At 58.8% G+C, this 17,688-nt stretch carries 11 protein-coding genes; 2 read left to right on the top strand and 9 right to left on the bottom strand.

Annotated elements, in window-relative coordinates:
* Positions 1 to 225: 225 nt before the first annotated feature.
* The 5 genes from rimO to rny all read right to left on the bottom strand — a co-directional run bounded on the left by rimO (position 226) and on the right by rny (position 7,016).
* The gene (gene rimO, locus L1A08_RS02830; protein ID WP_238753975.1) at positions 226 to 1,635 is read right to left on the bottom strand and encodes a 30S ribosomal protein S12 methylthiotransferase RimO; all 1,410 of its coding nucleotides are present in this window, start codon (positions 1,633 to 1,635) and stop codon (positions 226 to 228) included.
* A gap of 80 nt (positions 1,636 to 1,715) precedes the next feature.
* Positions 1,716 to 2,903: a radical SAM family heme chaperone HemW gene (hemW, locus tag L1A08_RS02825; RefSeq protein ID WP_238753973.1), complete on the bottom strand. Its 1,188-nt coding sequence runs from the start codon at positions 2,901 to 2,903 to the stop codon at positions 1,716 to 1,718.
* Between the two features lie 4 nt (positions 2,904 to 2,907).
* The gene (locus tag L1A08_RS02820; RefSeq protein WP_238753970.1) at positions 2,908 to 3,615 is read right to left on the bottom strand and encodes a hypothetical protein; all 708 of its coding nucleotides are present in this window, start codon (positions 3,613 to 3,615) and stop codon (positions 2,908 to 2,910) included.
* A 60-nt stretch (positions 3,616 to 3,675) separates the two neighbouring features.
* Positions 3,676 to 5,175, bottom strand: coding sequence for an anthranilate synthase component I (gene trpE / locus L1A08_RS02815; protein ID WP_238753968.1), 1,500 nt, complete (start codon positions 5,173 to 5,175; stop codon positions 3,676 to 3,678).
* A gap of 293 nt (positions 5,176 to 5,468) precedes the next feature.
* Positions 5,469 to 7,016 carry a ribonuclease Y gene (rny, locus tag L1A08_RS02810; RefSeq protein ID WP_238753965.1) on the bottom strand — a complete coding sequence of 516 codons (1,548 nt, stop codon included), beginning with the start codon at positions 7,014 to 7,016 and terminating at the stop codon, positions 5,469 to 5,471.
* A 736-nt stretch (positions 7,017 to 7,752) separates the two neighbouring features.
* Here rny and tilS point away from each other — a divergent pair.
* The gene (gene tilS / locus L1A08_RS02805) at positions 7,753 to 8,739 is read left to right on the top strand and encodes a tRNA lysidine(34) synthetase TilS (protein ID WP_238753963.1); all 987 of its coding nucleotides are present in this window, start codon (positions 7,753 to 7,755) and stop codon (positions 8,737 to 8,739) included.
* Between the two features lie 139 nt (positions 8,740 to 8,878).
* Here tilS and mutL read toward each other — a convergent pair whose 3' ends face one another.
* Both mutL and L1A08_RS02795 read right to left on the bottom strand, forming a co-directional pair.
* Positions 8,879 to 10,840, bottom strand: coding sequence for a DNA mismatch repair endonuclease MutL (gene mutL, locus L1A08_RS02800; RefSeq protein ID WP_238753961.1), 1,962 nt, complete (start codon positions 10,838 to 10,840; stop codon positions 8,879 to 8,881).
* Positions 10,841 to 11,014: 174 nt separating this feature from the next.
* The gene (locus L1A08_RS02795; protein WP_238753952.1) at positions 11,015 to 11,824 is read right to left on the bottom strand and encodes a DNA topoisomerase I; all 810 of its coding nucleotides are present in this window, start codon (positions 11,822 to 11,824) and stop codon (positions 11,015 to 11,017) included.
* 200 nt (positions 11,825 to 12,024) lie between these two features.
* Here L1A08_RS02795 and L1A08_RS02790 point away from each other — a divergent pair, with 200 nt between their 5' ends.
* Complete coding sequence (locus L1A08_RS02790; protein ID WP_238753950.1) at positions 12,025 to 12,987, top strand: tetratricopeptide repeat protein; 963 nt, start codon at positions 12,025 to 12,027, stop codon at positions 12,985 to 12,987.
* A gap of 27 nt (positions 12,988 to 13,014) precedes the next feature.
* Here L1A08_RS02790 and L1A08_RS02785 read toward each other — a convergent pair whose 3' ends face one another.
* Entirely contained in the window at positions 13,015 to 13,389 is a 375-nt protein-coding gene (locus L1A08_RS02785; RefSeq protein WP_238753948.1) for a hypothetical protein, read from the bottom strand.
* 96 nt (positions 13,390 to 13,485) lie between these two features.
* Positions 13,486 to 17,514, bottom strand: a complete 4,029-nt coding sequence (locus L1A08_RS02780; RefSeq protein ID WP_238753946.1) for a hypothetical protein — start codon at positions 17,512 to 17,514, stop codon at positions 13,486 to 13,488.
* Positions 17,515 to 17,688: the final 174 nt, after the last annotated feature.

Raw genomic sequence — 17,688 nt, 5'->3', positions numbered from 1 at the left:
TTCTCAGTCAGAGGTGAAGTCTGGTTTTACTGTCCGACAGACTGCAACATGCGTTCCGAAAAAACGAAAGCTGCAGGGAGTGTGTCCTGCATCACCGATCCGAGGGCGGTGACTGTTCGCGAGTCGATCCTTCGGGGCAAGGATGCCTCGATCGACTTCCCGCAGAGTGAATTCGTGCTTTGGATCGTCTGCCCACTCAAGCGCGGGCATGCACCCGTTCCGGAATTACTCTTCGTCTTCGCTGGCGACGCCGACGAGATCGTAGTCCTGGGAGTCGACGATTTCGACGGGGACGAATTCGCCAACCTTCAACCCTTCGCCCTGCACGTAAACGTTACCATCAATCTCCGGAGCGTCGGCGAAACACCGGCCCTGCCAGAGACCCGGCTCGATTTCTTCATCGAGGAGCACGTCGAGTTCGTAGCCGACCAGCGATTCACCAAACTCAAAGGCGATCTCCTGCTGGTCCGCCATCAGGGTGTCGACCCGCTGCTGTTTGACCTCTTCGGGCAAGTGACCATCGAGCTTCTCGGCGGGAGTCCCCGGTTCGAGCGAGTACGGAAAGACGCCCATTCGCTGAAAACGAGTTTCCTTCACGAATGCGCGGAGCTCTTCGAACTGCTCCTCGGTTTCGCCCGGGAAGCCGACGACGAACGTCGTTCGCAGCACAAGGTTCGGAATCCGCTCGCGGAGTTTCTCGACCAGTTCGATTGTTCGCTCTCGGTCGACCCGCCGCTGCATCCGCTTGAGTACCCGGCTGTTGATGTGCTGCAATGGCATGTCGAGGTATGGCAGAATCTTGTTTGACGTGGCGATCTTGTCGATCAGAGCATCGGTAAAGTTGACCGGATACAGGTACATCAGGCGGATCCAGTCGATCCCCTCAACCTGTTCCAGTTCTTCCAGCAGATCCCGCAGGCGAACTTCGCCATAAAGGTCCATGCCGTAATACGTCGTGTCCTGAGCCACGAGAATCAGCTCGCGGACGCCATCGGCGGCCAGTTCTTTGGCCTCGGCGATAATCTCCTCGATCGGCTTGGTCACGTGCTTGCCACGCATCTTCGGGATCGAACAGAAGGTGCAGGTCCGGTTGCAACCTTCGGAGATCTTGAGATAGGCGAAATGCTGGGGCGTGATTCGGAGTCGGGCGCGGTCGTCGAGAGCACGGATCGGAGCGGGGCGGAAGATGTCGACCTGTTCCCGCTGATTGCCAATGATTCGATCGGCGACTTTGGTGATTTCATCGCGTCCGAAGACCCCGACGACGTGGTCGATTTCCGGCAGACGTTCCCGCAGATCTCCGCCGATTCGCTCCGGCAGACAACCGGCCACAATCACGCCGTTCGTTTTTCCCTGTCGCTTCAGGTCGAGCATCTCCTCGATGACGCCAAACGATTCCTGCCGCGAGCTGTCGATGAATCCACAGGTGTTGACGATCACGAAGTCGCTGCCTTCGGCTTCCGAAGTCAACGCATAGCCTTCCACAGCCAGTGAACCGAGCATCTTCTCGCTGTCAACGAGATTTTTCGGGCACCCCAACGAAACAAAGGCGTAACGCCCCTTCACGCCACTGCTCTCGGGAGCAGAGGGAGATGCGGCAGGGGCGGTCAAATCGAGAATTGGCAGCTGGCTCATAGCGATTTCATGCTGGTGAAGCGGAACAGGGCGTTAAAACGGGCCATTATACCGGAAGAATTGCTGAACGGAAGGAGCGATCAGATCAGTTCCGCGGCGATTTCGTCGGCGAAGAGCAGTCCTTCCGGCGTGATCCAGACCCGTTCGGCGTCGAAACCGATCCAGTTCCGGGCCGCCAGTTGAGCCAATTCATCGCGACAAAGGTCGAAAACGTCGTATCCGGTCATTTCTCGAATCGGGCGGAACGGAATGCCGTCCCGCTGACGGAGGCCGACCGCGAGCAGTTCCCGGGCTCGCTCTTCCGGGGTGAGCTCATCAGTTGAGGCGATGGGAGACTCGCCGGTTTCGAGGCGTTTCATCCAGGTGAATGCGCTGCGATGATTTGTCTGCCGCCGTCCGTTTACGAACGACGCGGCGCCCGGTCCGAACGCCACGAATGGACGTCCAGACCAGTAAGTGGCGTTGTGCCGCGATTCGTTCCCTGCTTTGGCAAAGTTGGAGACTTCATAGTGCCGGTACCCGTGTTCCTGCAGGAATTTCGCAGCAAATCGGTACATCTCGACTTCAATGCCGGTGTCAGTCTGCTGCAGAAGTCCTTTGTCGCGGTCGCCCCAGAAGCGGGTCCCTTTTTCAAAGGTCAGGGCGTAAGTTGAAATGTGAGGCGGCTCGTACTGCATCGCGTTGGTGAGAATCTGCTCCCACTGCTCGAGCGTCTGGCCGGGCAGGGCGAAGATCAGGTCAATCGAGTAATTCTCGAAATGACGGCGAACGGCCTGGATGGCTTCAACCGTCTCGGCTGCCGAATGGGTCCGCTCAAGCTGGACGAGTTGATCATCGAAAAAGGTTTGCACGCCCAGACTGATTCGATTGACCCCGAACTCACGCAGCAGCCTCATCTTCTCCACGGTAAGTCCATCCGGATTGGCTTCGATCGTGTATTCTGTTGTCGGAGTCCGTTCGAACCGTTCGTCCAGAATTGTCAGCAGTTCCCGGAGTTCCGCAGCGGAAAGCAGGGTGGGGGTTCCGCCGCCGATGTAAAGCGTCTCGACCCGGTGCGGCCGAGTGGGCAGCCAGGGGCCGGTTTCAATCTCCCGCCGCAAGGCAGCGAGATATCGGGGAACCAGGTCGTTCCGTCCGGCGATGATCGAAAAATCACAGTAGCCGCAACGATGGCGGCAGAACGGCACGTGAATATACGCCGCCCGAGGTTCCGGCCAGTTGTTGCGGATTGGCGACTCGGCCGGTTGTCTTGATGGACTGAGAGACAAAGATTTACTCGCGCGGTTCCCGCAGGCGGATGCCGTAAATTTTGATCGGTTTGGGGCCGTATTTGGTGTCATACGTGCCGAGGATGATGTCGCCCGCTTCGTAGTCCGGAAGCTCCAGATCTTCTACCAGTGTGCGACGACTGATTGAAGCCGTCAACTTCCCGCCGGCAACCCGAACTAGAAAGGGTTCGTCGCCGCGACATTCGTACCGGGCGATTTCCTGATCGGTGCCTTCCAGTCCGAACCCGCGGGCAAACTGGCTGACGAACCACGGGCTTCCACTCGTTTTGAGTGTCACGTTGTAGAGTCCGTGTCCCTGACCGTCGTTGTAGCCGTAGAGCAGAAACCAGCCGCCTTCGCCTTCGGCGTTGATGCCCATTTCGAGCTCGAAGTCCTCGGCACGGCCCAGCTTGATGGCCGCAGAGCGTCCGTTGGCCTGGTGCAGGGCTCCCCGTGTGACGGCCCAGGTGCCATCGACCTGAACCTGATTCAGCCGGAACGGATCGGTCGCCATCTCTCCGGTGATCGTGAACTGATCCAGTGGCTGGAAGGGAAATTTGTCGTCGGACAGCTGAGAGATGGACGACTTCGGCGACCCGCGATAGAGGACCTTCCAGGGACCAAAGCGGATCGGTGGATCGGCCGCTCCAACGGGCGAGACCACTCCTGCACAGATGATGACTGCGACAATGAGAGTTCGAAGCTCAGGCACTGCTCGGCTCCTCGACATTGGGGAATCGGGTCATTGGAGATTCGGGATCTCCGGCCGCGATCACTCGTGGTCACTCAACTGATAATGAGCGACGGCGATCGCCTTGAGCAGACCTTTCGCCTTGTTCAATGTTTCTTCGTATTCGGTCGCTGGAACACTGTCCGCGACGAGGCCCGCACCTGCCTGAACGTACACTTTTTTGCCCTGCTTGACCAGTGTCCGCAAGGCAATACAGGTATCCATGTCGCCTGTGAAGTCGATATATCCGACGGCGCCTGCATAAGGCCCGCGACGGTGCCGTTCCAGTTCGTCGATAATCTCCATCGCCCGGACTTTGGGAGCCCCCGATACGGTTCCGGCTGGCAAGGCGGCGCGAAGGGCGTCGAGAGCGGACAGCTCCTGTTTGAGTTGACCGGTCACGTTCGACGTGATGTGCATCACGTGGCTGTACCGCTCGACAACCATGATGTCCTTGATTTCGATCGAGTTGTATTCCGCGACACGACCGATATCGTTCCGAGCGAGGTCAACGAGCATCACATGCTCGGCTCGTTCCTTGGGATCGGCGAGCAGTTCTTTCTCGAGGCGAACATCTTCGTCGGCGGTGGCCCCCCGAGGACGCGTGCCCGCCAATGGTCGCACGGTCATCTCGCGATGTTCGACTCGCGTCATGATTTCAGGCGAACTGCCGACCAGAGTGACTTCCGGCGATTTGACCAGGAACATGAACGGACTGGGGTTCACAACCCGCAACGCCCGGTAAATCGCCAGTTCGCTGGCCCGGGTTTCGAGTTCGAGCCGCTGGCTGAGCACGACCTGAAAAATATCGCCCGCCCGAATGTATTCCTTGCAGGTTTCGACCGCTCCTTCGAACTCGTCCTGAGTGTAGTTCGATTTCCAGTCCAGGGTGCGGGCATCGTCGAGGCGAATCTGTTCGGGCGGCACCGGACTGCGGTTGTGTTCGAGTTGATAGCAGATCTCGGTAAGAGTCTTCCCGGCCGTTTTGTAGGCCGCTTTCAGGTCTCCGCTTTCGACTGCGGCCAGCACGACGACGAAGACCGTCTTATTGATGTGATCGAAGATCACCATCCGGTCATACAGACCGAAAAGCATGTCGGGGACCTGACGGTCGTCTTCCGGAGCATTTGGCAGGTTTTCCGCATACCGAACGACATCGTAGCCGGCGTAGCCGACCGCTCCGCCGCAGAATCGCGGCAACTGCGGATGGGGAGCCATGCGATAATTGCTGAGCAGTTCCCCAAGCAGCGCCAGAGGATCGTCGCTGGTCTGTTTACGCGTCGCACCCTGCTCGTAAATCTTGACCTCGTTCCCGGCGGCCTGAATCGTAAGGAACGGATTGGAGCCGATAAAGCTGTACCGACCGATTCGCTCGCCACCGACGACGCTTTCGAACAGAAACGAATGTTCCCCTTTATCAAGTCGGCGGAACGCTTCGACCGGAGACAATGAGTCGCCCGTCAATTGACAGTAAACCGGCACCAGAGTCTGGCCTTCGGCCTGCGCGGAAAACGTTTCGAAATCAGGAAGAGGATCGATCATTTCTTAGCCATCAAAGTGAATCTGTTCAATCGTTGTCTCGAGATCCGAGAGGAACCCCGGCGGCTCCGCGGCCGAGGCTGGCGAATCGACAAGAAATCCAGCCGACAAATCCCGATGTCCGCGTTGGCCCGACCTCCCGGGGCGGCGCCATCCCGGTTCAATCAACCGGGCTTTGATTTTGGAATGCGGGACAGGCTAACTCTCGCAGCCCGCATTCTCGGGAAAGACCCGTGGTTCCAGCGGCGAGACAAGGGATCTCTCCACTGAGTTCGGACTTCAGCCCCTCTGGCCGATTAGCGGGCGTATTCGACCGAGCGTGACTCCCGCATCACGGCGACTTTCACCTCGCCCGGGTAGGTCAGGTTTTCTTCCACGGCTTTGGCGATGTCGCGAGCTAGAGCGGCTGCCTGACGATCGTTGACTTCCCGCGGATCGACAACCACCCGCACTTCGCGACCGGCCTGGACGGCGTAGCACTGCTCGACTCCCGGGAAGCCGCAAACCAGCGCTTCGAGTTCTTCGAGTCGTTTGACGTACTTCTCAAGCGTTTCGCGACGTGCGCCTGGTCGGGCGGCGGAAATGGCGTCGGCGGCCGCGACGAGGACCGTGTAAATATATTCCGGGCGGATATCGTCGTGGTGACCGGCCGCGGAGTGCACGACTTCTTCGCCTTCCGAGTACCGTTTGAGCAGATCGGCTCCGATGGCGGGGTGTCCCCCTTCCATCTCATGGTCGGCTGCTTTTCCGATGTCATGCGTGAAACCACAGCGGCGGGCCAGGACGCCATCGAGTCCGAGTTGTTCGGCCATCATGCCGGTCAGATGAGCCACTTCGATCGAGTGTCGCAGCACGTTCTGGCTGTAGCTGACGCGGAAGTTGAGTCGGCCCATCAGCTGAATCAGTTTTTCGTGCAGACCCTGGATGCCGGCTTCCTGAGCGGCTTCCTGACCGAGTCGCATGATTCGCTCGTCCATTTCCTTCTGGCACTCGGTCACGATCTCTTCAATTCGTGTCGGATGAATGCGGCCATCCTGAATGAGCCGTTGCAGCGCCATTTTGCCGACTTCACGACGGACGTTGTCGAAGGACGAAATGATGACCACGCCAGGCGTGTCGTCGACGATGACATCGACCCCGGTCAGTTTCTCGAAGGTGCGAATGTTACGACCTTCACGTCCGATGATGCGACCCTTCATTTCGTCGCTGGGGATGTCGATACTGGCGACCGTCATCTCCGAGGTGTGCGCGGACGCGTATCGCTGAACGGCCATGCCGATAATCTCGCGGGCCTTGGCGTCGCAGATTTCCTTGAGCTCCGCTTCGTGCTTGAGAATGACTTCGCCGGTCTCGTTGCGGAGTTCGGTGTGCAGTCGGTCGAGCAGTCGTTCGATGGCCTGTTCGCGCTTCAGGCCGCTGATCTTGTAAAGCTCTTCCTGCTCTTCCTTGACGATGCGGCTCAGCTCGGATTCTTTCCGTTCGGCGTTCTTGAGCCGTTCGGTGAGTCGGTTCTGCATCGACTCGATCATCCGCTCGCGCTTGCTGACGTCCTCCTGAAGATCTTCGAGCGAGCTTTCGCGTTTATCGAGCTTGCGCTCCAGATCCCGCAGCTCGTTTCGCTGAGAATTGAGTTCCCTCTCGAGCTCTTCGCGTCGCTTCAGGACTTCTTCTTTGGCTTCGAGTTCTCCATTCTTGCGAATGGTCTCGGCTTCCCGACGAGCGTCTTCAAGCAGTTGGTCCTTCGAGCGATAGCCTGCTCCCAGCCGAACCCGCTCGAAGGCGTAACCTACGATCCCCCCGATTACCAGGGCAACGGCGCCGGCAATCCACACTTCACTTCCCATCGGTATGACTCCGACTGGGAGACCCGCAGCTGATCGTTGTCTTGTCTGTTCAGGAAATGCTTCCGCAGAATGCCCGCAGGGAGCCGCGCAGAAGTGAAGGTGAAGGGATCAAACCTGACGGCGCACCGGGGGCCCGAACCGCGAATTCTGATTCCTCACGGCCTCGGCGGTGACCGGAGCGGTGATGAAAGCCAGGGGACGGGACGACAACCTGTGGGTGCGCAGTGTCGCTGGAATGCTGAGAGTCGACGACCAGATCGGTCGCGTGAAAACGGTCGGGCCGCCTCACGGACTGACGCGGCTGGTCGACCGGCGGCTCGCCGCGGAGTGCAATACTCAGCAGCAGCCCAAGCCCCAACATTGTGAACAGAAGATAGAACATCACTCTTTCACTTCCAGCAGTTTGATTCCAGCCGTTCCAGTCATCCTGAACTGGACAAACTCCGCCGTCCTGTCATCTCATCAACAGGCGGCACGGGCGATCTTGAACGACAGAACCCTGACGAAAACTCGATTTCGCCGAACTCAGTTCCTTCTGCCGCTCAGGCTGACGAACGCCTCTCAGTTCCAATAAATTGTGTTGATATCCAGCCTGATCCGGGACCATGACGCGGCTGCCCGGAAAAAGTGGACGAAATTTCCAACCTGCATATTAACGCCTGGTCCGGTATTATCAACTGACGCCTGAGCCCCTCGCGTGCGCGGAAGACCGTTACCAGCCACGAACTTGCTTCACATGTTCCACCCCTTTGAACAGCATCTGATCGACCGACTCGGTACGGTTTGCCAGCCGCGTGAGAGACTGCTTGTCGGGGTCTCGGGAGGAGCCGACAGCGTCGCTCTCTTGCGTGGAGTCACGACAATTGCGGAGCAGTGCTCGTTCAATGTCATTGCCGTTCACTACAACCATGGAGTCCGCGGCGATGCCGAAGCCGACCAGCGGTGGGTGGCGGAACTTTGTGAGCGGCTTTCGGTGCCACTGGTGACGAACTGGAATGGTCCGAACGTCCCCGGCAACGTGTCCCGGGGTGAAGCGGAATTACGGGAAGCGCGGTACGAGTTCGTGCAGCGAGTCGCACGGAAAGAGCGATGTCGTGTCCTCTGCATGGCTCATCACGCGGACGATCAGATCGAAACGGCGCTGCACCATCTGATTCGCGGCACGAGCCTGCGGGGGCTGGCCGGGATTCGTCCGGTGCGAACGATGCCTGATGATCTGATTCTGTGCCGACCGCTGCTGGAGACGAGCCGCGCCGAGATCCTGTCTTACCTCGCGGAACGGGAGCAGGACTTCCGTGAGGATCCGACCAATCAGGATCAGTCTTTCACTCGGAATCGCATCCGTCACGAGTTGATTCCGTTGCTGGTCGAGATGAACCCACAATTCGGCATGCGCCTGCTCGATCTGGTCGCCCAGGCGGCCGAGACGACCGATTTTCACGAAAACCTCGTTCGGCAAACGCTGGGCGATGTCGTGATCTCCCGTGATTCCCAGCAGGTGCGACTGCAGGTTGCGCGGCTGCTGACACTGCCGGCCTTTCTTCGCCGGGATCTGCTGGTCGAAGTGTGGACGCAACAGAACTGGCCCCGACAGAAAATGGGCAGCAGAGAATGGCGCAAGCTGGCCGAACTGCTGGAAGAAACGTCAGGGCGATTGAACCTGCCAGGCCGGATGACAGCGGAACGGACCGGAGCCATGCTCCGGCTGACTCGAAGTCAGTAGAGTCATTCAAAGGGTTGGGCCGAGTTGCGGCAGGTAAATAGAGCGGATCGCTCTACCGTATGTCCGCGAATGAGCGTTGAATCGCCTGAAACGCTGCATCTTTCGCGGACCGAACGGTTACACCAAAAAGTAACCCGCTCTAGGCACCGAGCCGACCGAACTGGCGGTCGAGATCTTCGCGGCTGAGGACAAGGGCCGTCGGACGGCCGTGGGGACAGTGGTGGGCATCGTCGATCATCTCGCGCTGAGCGAGCAGGGCGACGATCTCGTCAGCGGTCAGTCTCTGACCGGCTTTGATGGCGGCTTTGCAGGCCATCATGTGGAGTGTTTCATCGAGCAATTCGCGGCGTCCGACTGTAGACGAGTCCTCGAACTTCTCCGCGAACTCCGTCATGACGTCACGGATATCGTTGTGGCCCAGAAACACCGGATGGCTGTCGACGGCGAGCATTCCGCGGCCGAAGGATTCGACGCTGAAACCAATTTCCCTGAGCAGATCAGCGTGGTCCAGCAGCAGGGACATCTTCTTCTCGTCCATGTCCATCGTGACGGGCATCAGCAGCTTCTGGACTTCGACCTTGCCGTCGAGCACCTTTTTGCGGAACCGCTCGTAGAGCACCCGTTCGTGGAGAGCGTGCTGGTCGATCACAGTGAGACCTTGATCCGTCGAGAGCACGATATAACAGTCGTCGACCTGCAGCGCCTGAATACTGGATATAGGCGGCAACTGCGTCGCAGTCGACGTCGGTGTCGCGATCGCCTCCTGAGACTCTGGCACCGTGGTCGGAAGACCCGGCTGACCGCCCGTCGCTTCTGCAAGGATCTCTGCGGCTTGCTCCAGCGGACGCTCGTCCGTCGCCGGAGTGGTGGGAGTCTCCGTAACTACGCCGGAGTGAGCGCTCAATGGCTCGATCAACGGGTTGGTCGGAGTTTCGGTGGGCGCCGGTTGGCGCTGGACCTGATGTTCGAGCTGGTTTCTTGCCCAGGAGACCAGATCCTGCTCGACTTTCTGTTGCCGCGAACGGAGATCCGGAGCCGCCGGGGCACCCGCCGGTCGAATGTTCAACTGGCTCTGCAGGTCCGATTGCAGGAACTTGGTCCGCAATGTCGAAAGCAGGAGCCGAAACAGGAACTGCTGATCCCGGAAACGGACTTCGGATTTCGTCGGATGCACATTCACGTCAACCTGATCGCTCGGCATCTCCAGAAACAGAAACGCCACGGGGAAGCGGCCGGTCATCAGCAGGCCGCGATAGGCTTCGCCAAGAGCGTGCTGCAGCGAGCGGTCCTGAATGTAGCGGCCATTCAGAAACAGGTACTGCGACTTGCGGGTCGACTTGTTGAGACTCGGATGGCCGACGTAACCCCAGAGTCGGATGCCATTGTGCTCGGCCTCGACCGGAATCAGCTTGTCGACGGTCTGGGATCCGTGAAAGAGAATCAGTCGCTCTTTCAACTCCTGATTCGCCGGGAGACGATACACATTCTTCCCGTTGTGTGTCAGCGAGAGCTGCAACCGGGGGGACGCCAGGGCGACCCGGGTGAACTGTTCGGAGATGTACCCGAACTCGGTGGCCGACTTCTTGAGAAACTTGCGACGCACGGGCGTATTGCAGAACAGCTGGCGGATTTCAATCTGCGTTCCCGGAGCACAACCGGTCGGACGGATTTCGCTGCGGTCGCCGCAGATGACAGCCATCTCGGCTCCGACGTTCTCTTCGTGAACACGGCTGCGAATTTTGAAGTGGCTGACTTCGGCGATCGAAGCCAGTGCTTCGCCGCGGAACCCCATCGTCTGGACACAGAACAGGTCATCGGCCTGCCGGAGTTTGCTGGTGGCGTGGCTCGTCACAGCCAGCGGGAGCTCGTCAGCCGGGATGCCTTCGCCGTCGTCGGCGATGCGGATCAGTTCCGTGCCTCCCTCTTCGATATCGAGATCGATGCGGGAGCTCAGGGCGTCGACGCTATTTTCCAGCAGCTCCTTGATGACGCTGGCGGGGCGCTCAATCACCTCGCCGGCGGCAATCTTGTTGATCACTTCGGGGCTGAGCACCTGAATGTGGCTCGTCCGTCCCATGGAATTCGCATCTCCGATCTGCATCTGGCAAATCGGTATTATAGACGACACGAGAAAAATTCAATCGCGCCGCCGGCACGACGGACCGCCGGTCTCGCTGAAGCGGAACGCTCGACCGGATGTCCACGCGACAACGAATCTTCTCCAGAGACGCGGTCTCAGACGCAATCCGAAGGCGATGCGTCGTCAGAAACGGCGCTACCGCGAGGGATCGGCGCTCGCTGAAAGGGCTTTCCGTGAAACTTCCGGGGTCGCCGGAGCGGGTTTCTGGTCCTCAGGAAGCTCCTCTTCCGTGCTGTCATCCAGCGAAAACTCTTCGCGGATCTGCTCGCGACGGATCGCCACCTGCCTGTCGAATTCAGCCAAAGCATCCAGGGCGCGGTCACGTGAGGTCACCAGTCCGATGATAAGGTACTGAGCACTGGCGAAGCCAAAGCAAATCCAGCCGACGGGCCCCGGAAAAATCGTGCTGAGGATGGCAAAGACGGGAGAAGAGCGATTGAGGTGCTGGCAGATCAGCCCCTTGATGATGGGGCGGCACTGATTCCGCAGGCAGTTCCAGAGGCCGATCTTCCGATCGTATTTGAACTTCGGCGGGCCCGGGTGGATGATGGCGAACAGTTCCTGGTCCGGCATCATTTCGATCACGCCGATCGCCATCATGATTCGCAGTCCGGTGATCCACGCGTTATCGAGGCCGGGGCCGCCTCCTGTCGTCGAGCCGATCAGCTGATCGAGCCAGGAGAACATCGACATTTCCATGTTCTTCGTCGCCGCGAGCAGGACCAGTGAGCCCTTAAACCACTGTTCGAGGTCTTTCTCCAGTTCCGGGTCCATTTCCTGCACGCGGAAGAACCGGCGGAGAATGAAGCGGAACATCGGAATGGCGATCAGCCCGAGAAGCAGACGGAACAGGGGCCGGAGAATCGGCGACAGGATTTTGACCTGATACAGAAATCGGAACAGACTGCCCACAGCAAAGGGAATCCCGAGGTTTTCGACACGCAACGGATCCTGTTTTTCGGCTCTGTGCCGTTATAAACAAAACGCCACTCCGAGGACAGGCGAAACGTCTTCGAGGCGATGTCTGCCTCTGTTGATCAGGACGGTTTTCTACCTCCGTCGGCTCACGGAATTCACAGACTTATCACGGGATATTGCAAAGCTCTTCATGCTTCGCGTTCAGACTGGGCGACTTGGAGAACCCAATGAACGATTCCCTCGCCACGTTCCAGCAACTCAAAGCCGATGGCGTCGCCGCCTATCGACGTAAGGAGTTCGCCGAGGCCGCGAACTGTCTGCAGCAGGCGCTGGAGATTGACGGAGCCGATCCGTCACTCTGGGAACTTCTCGGCATGGTGTCCCTGCAGAACCAGCGGTTGCACGACGCCGTCGATGCGTTTCAGCATGCGATCACGATCAACCCGCATCGGGCCCTTTCCTACATCAATATTGGAGCGATCTACAATCGCCTGCGGGAATACGATCTCGCCATCGAATTTCTGCAGAAGGGGATTCAGCGGGATCGCCGTTCGATTGAAGGATTCTACAATCTCGGCCTCGCCTACCGACGGCTGGGGGAATACGACCTCGCCGTTTCCGCATTGAAGGAAGTTCTCCGGCAGAATCCGGTCGAGTGGGAAGCCTGGTATCAGATTGGCAAGATCTACCGCGACCAGGGCAATCTGATGCGTGAGATCGCCAGCTATCGTAAGGCTCTGGAGATCGTGCCCCGTCAGTCCCGGGTCCAGAAGGCTCTGGCTGCCGCTCAGCAGGAACAGGATGATCAGCGGCAACAGGCCAGCCCGTTTGGTCGCATTGTCGAAAGTGAAGCTCCGAGGCAGTCCACATCAACCACAATGCTGTCGGCACTCACTCCGGTGGAGCGAATGGAAGATCGGAAGATTGTCAGCCTGTGTGCGCTGGCCGCCGAGATCGCCGCCCGTGAACTGTTTGCCGCCCTCATCGACATGCGGCCGATCCTGGACAAACTGACGGTCGGCGTGACCGCCGGGACCTTCCGGGCCACGGCCTTTCGTCAGACGCAGCAGAACTATCGCCACGTGGCCCGCGACATCGCGCGCAAACGAGAACTCCTCCAGCAGAAGATGGCGCAACTCAAAGTGCACGAAAACGAAGTGCTCGCCCTGCTGGAACGGAAGTTGGGCTGATTCCGCAGGGCTCAAACTCAGGCGAGGTTAGTCCGCTTCGGGAGCGATCTTCTTGACCGGGTAGCCGCTCCAGATGAACTTCTTGGCGGCTTTGCTCGTCTGTCCCGATTCGAGCATCTTCAGGATTTCACGGATCGAAACATTGGTGTGCAGCACCTTCTCGATCTGCTTGTAGGTATCCTGCGGCACATGATGGACGCCATTGCCGGGACCACTTTCGACGATGGACCCCTTCTGGTTGAAGACGGCCCAGAGAATCGTCCGGTCGTGAATTCGGGTGCGTGTCTTGACCGATTCGGCCAGCCTGCCTTTGGCGCGATTGGCGTTGACCGAATACGCATCGGGCCGCTCGAACATGATGCCGATGACGTTCCAGTCCTTACCACTGCTGAATGGCCACATCGTTTTGATCCTTGGGGTCTGCTCAGAAGAGAAGGGCGATTGCCTGCGGTCCGATGATATAACGAAACCCGCCCGGACTGCCAGTCGCCTCGTCGATTAAGGATTGTTTCGCGGAGGTCGCCGCGGTTGCTTACGGGAATTCGGCATGAAGTCGTCGTCCCAGTTCCGCAACTGCTTTTTCATCTCGCGGAGATTCACCGTGACCGGGATGATAATCTGCTCGCCATAGGGATCGCTCCCCAACTGGTCGGGCATCTCGAAGCTGCGGATTTCCTGATCGAGCATCCGCAACCACTCAGGAACTTCGAGGCCGGTGCCGAATGTGCCGTCCTGATAGATCTCGATCTGCACACGCAGATCATCGAACAACTCGCGCCGGCGGACTTCGTCACTTTCTTCCATGATCTGACGCACGAGGGCCAGCATGCGGTTCACAGCCAGCGGCTTGACGAATCGTTCTTCGATGTGATCGGTCAGTGCGGGCAGCTTGACGCCGTACTGAGATTCCAGGTCGTGCAGGCGCGCCAGATGTTCGTCGGCCTTATCAGCCGAGCGGCCCGCCATGATCTGCTCCCAGTCCCGGGCCGCCTGAAGCCGACCGATGTCGATCAGAGCTTCGTGGGCAATCTTAAACGGGGTGAAGTTCCAGTCGTCGCGATCGTAAGCCGCTTCGAGCCGGACGAAGTCGAGGAAGCAGTCGAACCGCTCTCCGTAATCAGAATGGGTCGTCGTGCTGTTGTATTCGAGGAAACGATCGAACTTGTCGATCAGGATCCCATAGATCGTTTCCAGCTGAATCGCCGCCTCGGCTCGTTCGATTCGCCCTTCGCGGATGTCTTCGATCAGCGGATTCGGACGCAGCGGATCCTGAGTCTCGTCGAGATAATGCAGGAACTCTTCGACGCCTCCCTGGACGATGGCTCGCACGTAGCCGAGCGTGAGGTTGCGGGCGTGGAACAGGTCGCCGCCATAGCGGTGAATGAACTCTCGCGTACTTTCCCAGAGGCGCTGCCGCGTCAACGTTTCCGCTGCGGAGAGCCGCATCGTATCGCTGTGTTTCCGCCAGATCGTGTGATAGTGATCGACGACCCGCGAGAGGATATCGATCAGTTCATCGTCTTCGAGCTTGCCGGAACGCCAGCTCTGCGACGACTTCAGCAGATTCGAAAGCGTGTTCGAGAGTGCGAGTCGGAACAGGCGGTCAAATTCCGTGATCGCCGGGCCGCCCGGCCGGGAGGACCGCTCCATCTCATAGGCGGTCACCATCACCTGCCAGCTCTCGCGATACATCCCCAGAGCAGGCAGCGCGGTGACCAGAAACCGCAGCAGCGAGTGGAGCTCCTGGGCATCGGCGATCGACCGGGGCGTACCGCCATTCTCCAGCGGAACGTAAAGCAACTTTCGCCGCGATAATCGTTTGAGCGACTTGGGCAGCAGCTCATGAATTCGATCGACGTCGTGGCTGAGAATGGCGTGCAGGATCTGTGTGAGCCAAAGTTCGCGGCTCGGCAGCTTTCCCGCCTCATCAAAGAGCAGGGCATCGGCCAGCCGCCGCACGAAGCGAAGCCGCGTCAGCGTCCAGATGACGTTGTGCATCAGATAGAGCTTCGACTGCAATTGAATGTCGAACTCGATGTTGGCGTCGTGTGCGCCGGAGGGGGGGCTTAACTGGCGGAGATGAATCTCATGCAGGAACTGTCCCAGTTCGCGTTCGAAGCCGAGCAGAGTCTGCGACCAGCCCGTAATCGTTTTGCGGACCGCGGCGATTGATTCAGCCGTGACTTCCCCTTCCGGGGCGGACTGCAGGCGGGCGGCCACGATAATGGCCTGCTGTTGGAGTTCGGCCACGCTCTGCAGGAACTTCAGCTGAGGCTCGTACTGACGGGACCACTGCTCGAACTCGTTGTTCTCGAATGGATTCCGTGTATCCGACAGGGACCCTTCCTGGCCATCGTCAGCGGAGTCTCGAAAGGTGACGTCCTCGTAGGCGGCGGCGAAGGGATTGTCTTCATCGTCCTCTTCGTCATCGTCGTCGTCATCGCGGCCCCAGGGACCTTCGAGTGCTGGTTCATCCCACCAGCCCTGGTCGTCCATCTCTTTGGGCGACGCTTCGGAGTCGAGCATGATCCGTGGAACACCCCAGCGCTGACCAGCGTTCGCTTCCAGCAACTCCAGCGTTCGTCGATACCGTTCGAACAGCCGGCCGTTGTCTGTCTCCGCTTTCCGCAGCGCCTGGGCCCACTCCAGGAGAGAGCCGCTGAATGTTTCGTCAAAGCTGATTGTGCTCGATTCATCGACCTGGCTGAGCCACTGCATAAGCAGCCCGAGAGCCGCGTTGAAATCATGCTTTTCGAGGAGCACGTTCACGATGTTGTGATACGCCATCTGCGTATCGAACAGGTCGACATGCTGACGCCAGAACATCAGGCTGTTTTCCTGCGGATCCGACTGTCGCCACGCGAGCAGTGTCTTCGCGACCACGAGAGCCGATTCAAACGTCTTCATACCGTGCAGCCGGGGGATGTCCTCGACGGTCGTCGTGGCGTATTCATCCCACCGCTCGGCCAGGGCCCGGAACGGAACGCTGATCTCGGAGATGAGCTGTTCGTTACCGACCATCGCGGCTTCGGTCAGCGTCTCGGCATAGAGCGAGAAAATCTGCTCCATGATGTCGATCAGGATTTCGACCCGCACGTCGGGAACGGAGTCTTCGCGATTCGCGAACAGGGTGAACTGACCCTGAAATCCGAGAATGTTCCAGGGATCGATCAGAGCGCCGCATTCGATCGCCCGCTGCAACAGGTTTTCAATTTCGCCCAGGAGAATGACCGTCTGATCAAACTCGGCGGCTCGGTTGTGCTGCTGAGCGATGCGAATCCGCCACTGGATTTCAGTTTCAAAGCGGATCGATGTCGCCGGGATAATCTCGGCCTGCTTCCGACTTTCCTCTGCGTACCCCATTCTCGCGAACATGAGCGCGAGTTCCCGATTGCGAACCTGCCGGGCTCCGTAACTCGACAGGAACATATTCAGAGCGTGTCGGACATGTCCGAACGGTTGCTGGGTTACACGCTGGTGGTTGTGCAGCCGTTCGGCTCGTTCGCCTTCGAGCTGCGACATCAGATGCTCGTAGAAGAAGTCGCGCTGACGGGCGACCAGTGGCAGCAGCGAGGAAAGTGAAACGTTGGAATCAAACGTATCGGGCCCCGATCCACTGATCGACGAGGCCATAAGCACCGTTCCACTAAGAGCAGCGGCGGCATCAAACAGAGCTTCTTCGTAAGGGACCTTGCCGACAGTGCAGGCGCCGTTAATCCAGTCGATCAACGCATCCAGAATCACGCCGCGAACGACGAAGCGGTGGTAGTAGCCGTCGAGACCGATCTGATGCGGATCCCACTCCCCGAAGAGATAATTCGTCCGCTTGAAGACCGGGTGATTGTAATCGTAGGCGCGAACGTCCAGGCACAACTCCTGAAGGTTCTGCAGATAGAAGTGCGTCGCATCGACGACGGACTGCGGCACCTGTTGCAGCAGTTCCAGTGTTTTGACGATCAGGTCGCGGTATTTGCCGTCGGCTGCCCCGACTCCGCTGATGTAGAGCGGAATCAACGCGAATCGTTCGTGCGGATAGGGCTGAACGAGTCGCCCGTTCTCAAGCACGGCTACCGGCCGGTAGCCGAGGTAGTCGTTAACCTGGGCGATGCTTCCCTGGATGACCCGGTCGATCTGTTCCCAGGGTTCTCCCTGAGCCAGAATCGCCTCGGCCAGAACGGCGATGAACAGCGACTGTTCCAGATCCTTCTCGGAGACGTGGAACAGAAGATCTCGGTGGAATTCCCGATAAGCGTCGAGCATTTGACCGAACAGGAGTTCGATTACGTTCTCGGCCTGAGTCGTTTCGTGGAATGCCGGGTTGTCCTGACGGAGAGCCTGCAGTTGTTGAGTCAGGTAATGACGTAACTCCTCAAGATTTCCGGTCTTAAATCTCTCAAAGAGAATATTCCAGTTCCGGAAGGCCCGCTGGTCACGAGCTCCGTTGGAGAAGTTCAGGTAGCCCAGAAGTTCACGCGCGGCTTGTTCAACGGGATCATCGGGGCGACTTGCTGCAGGGGTTGACGACATTGAGTTAACGTGTGCTTTCTCACAGACGAACAGGTCCGGTCGAGGCCGAAATGCTCACAAGACTTTAGCAGATGCGGGATACGATTACAGCCTCGTCCTGAATCGCGTCGAACAGGTCTCTGTTTTCTCATTAACTCCGAGATTCCGCCCCCGTCAAATCCCCAAGTCGGAGAT

It is taken from the genome of Rubinisphaera margarita, from assembly GCF_022267515.1.
GTDB classification, from domain to species: Bacteria; Planctomycetota; Planctomycetia; order Planctomycetales; family Planctomycetaceae; genus Rubinisphaera; species Rubinisphaera margarita.
Note: the sequence above shows the minus strand (reverse complement) of the source record. Positions and strands in the feature narration are given on the sequence as shown.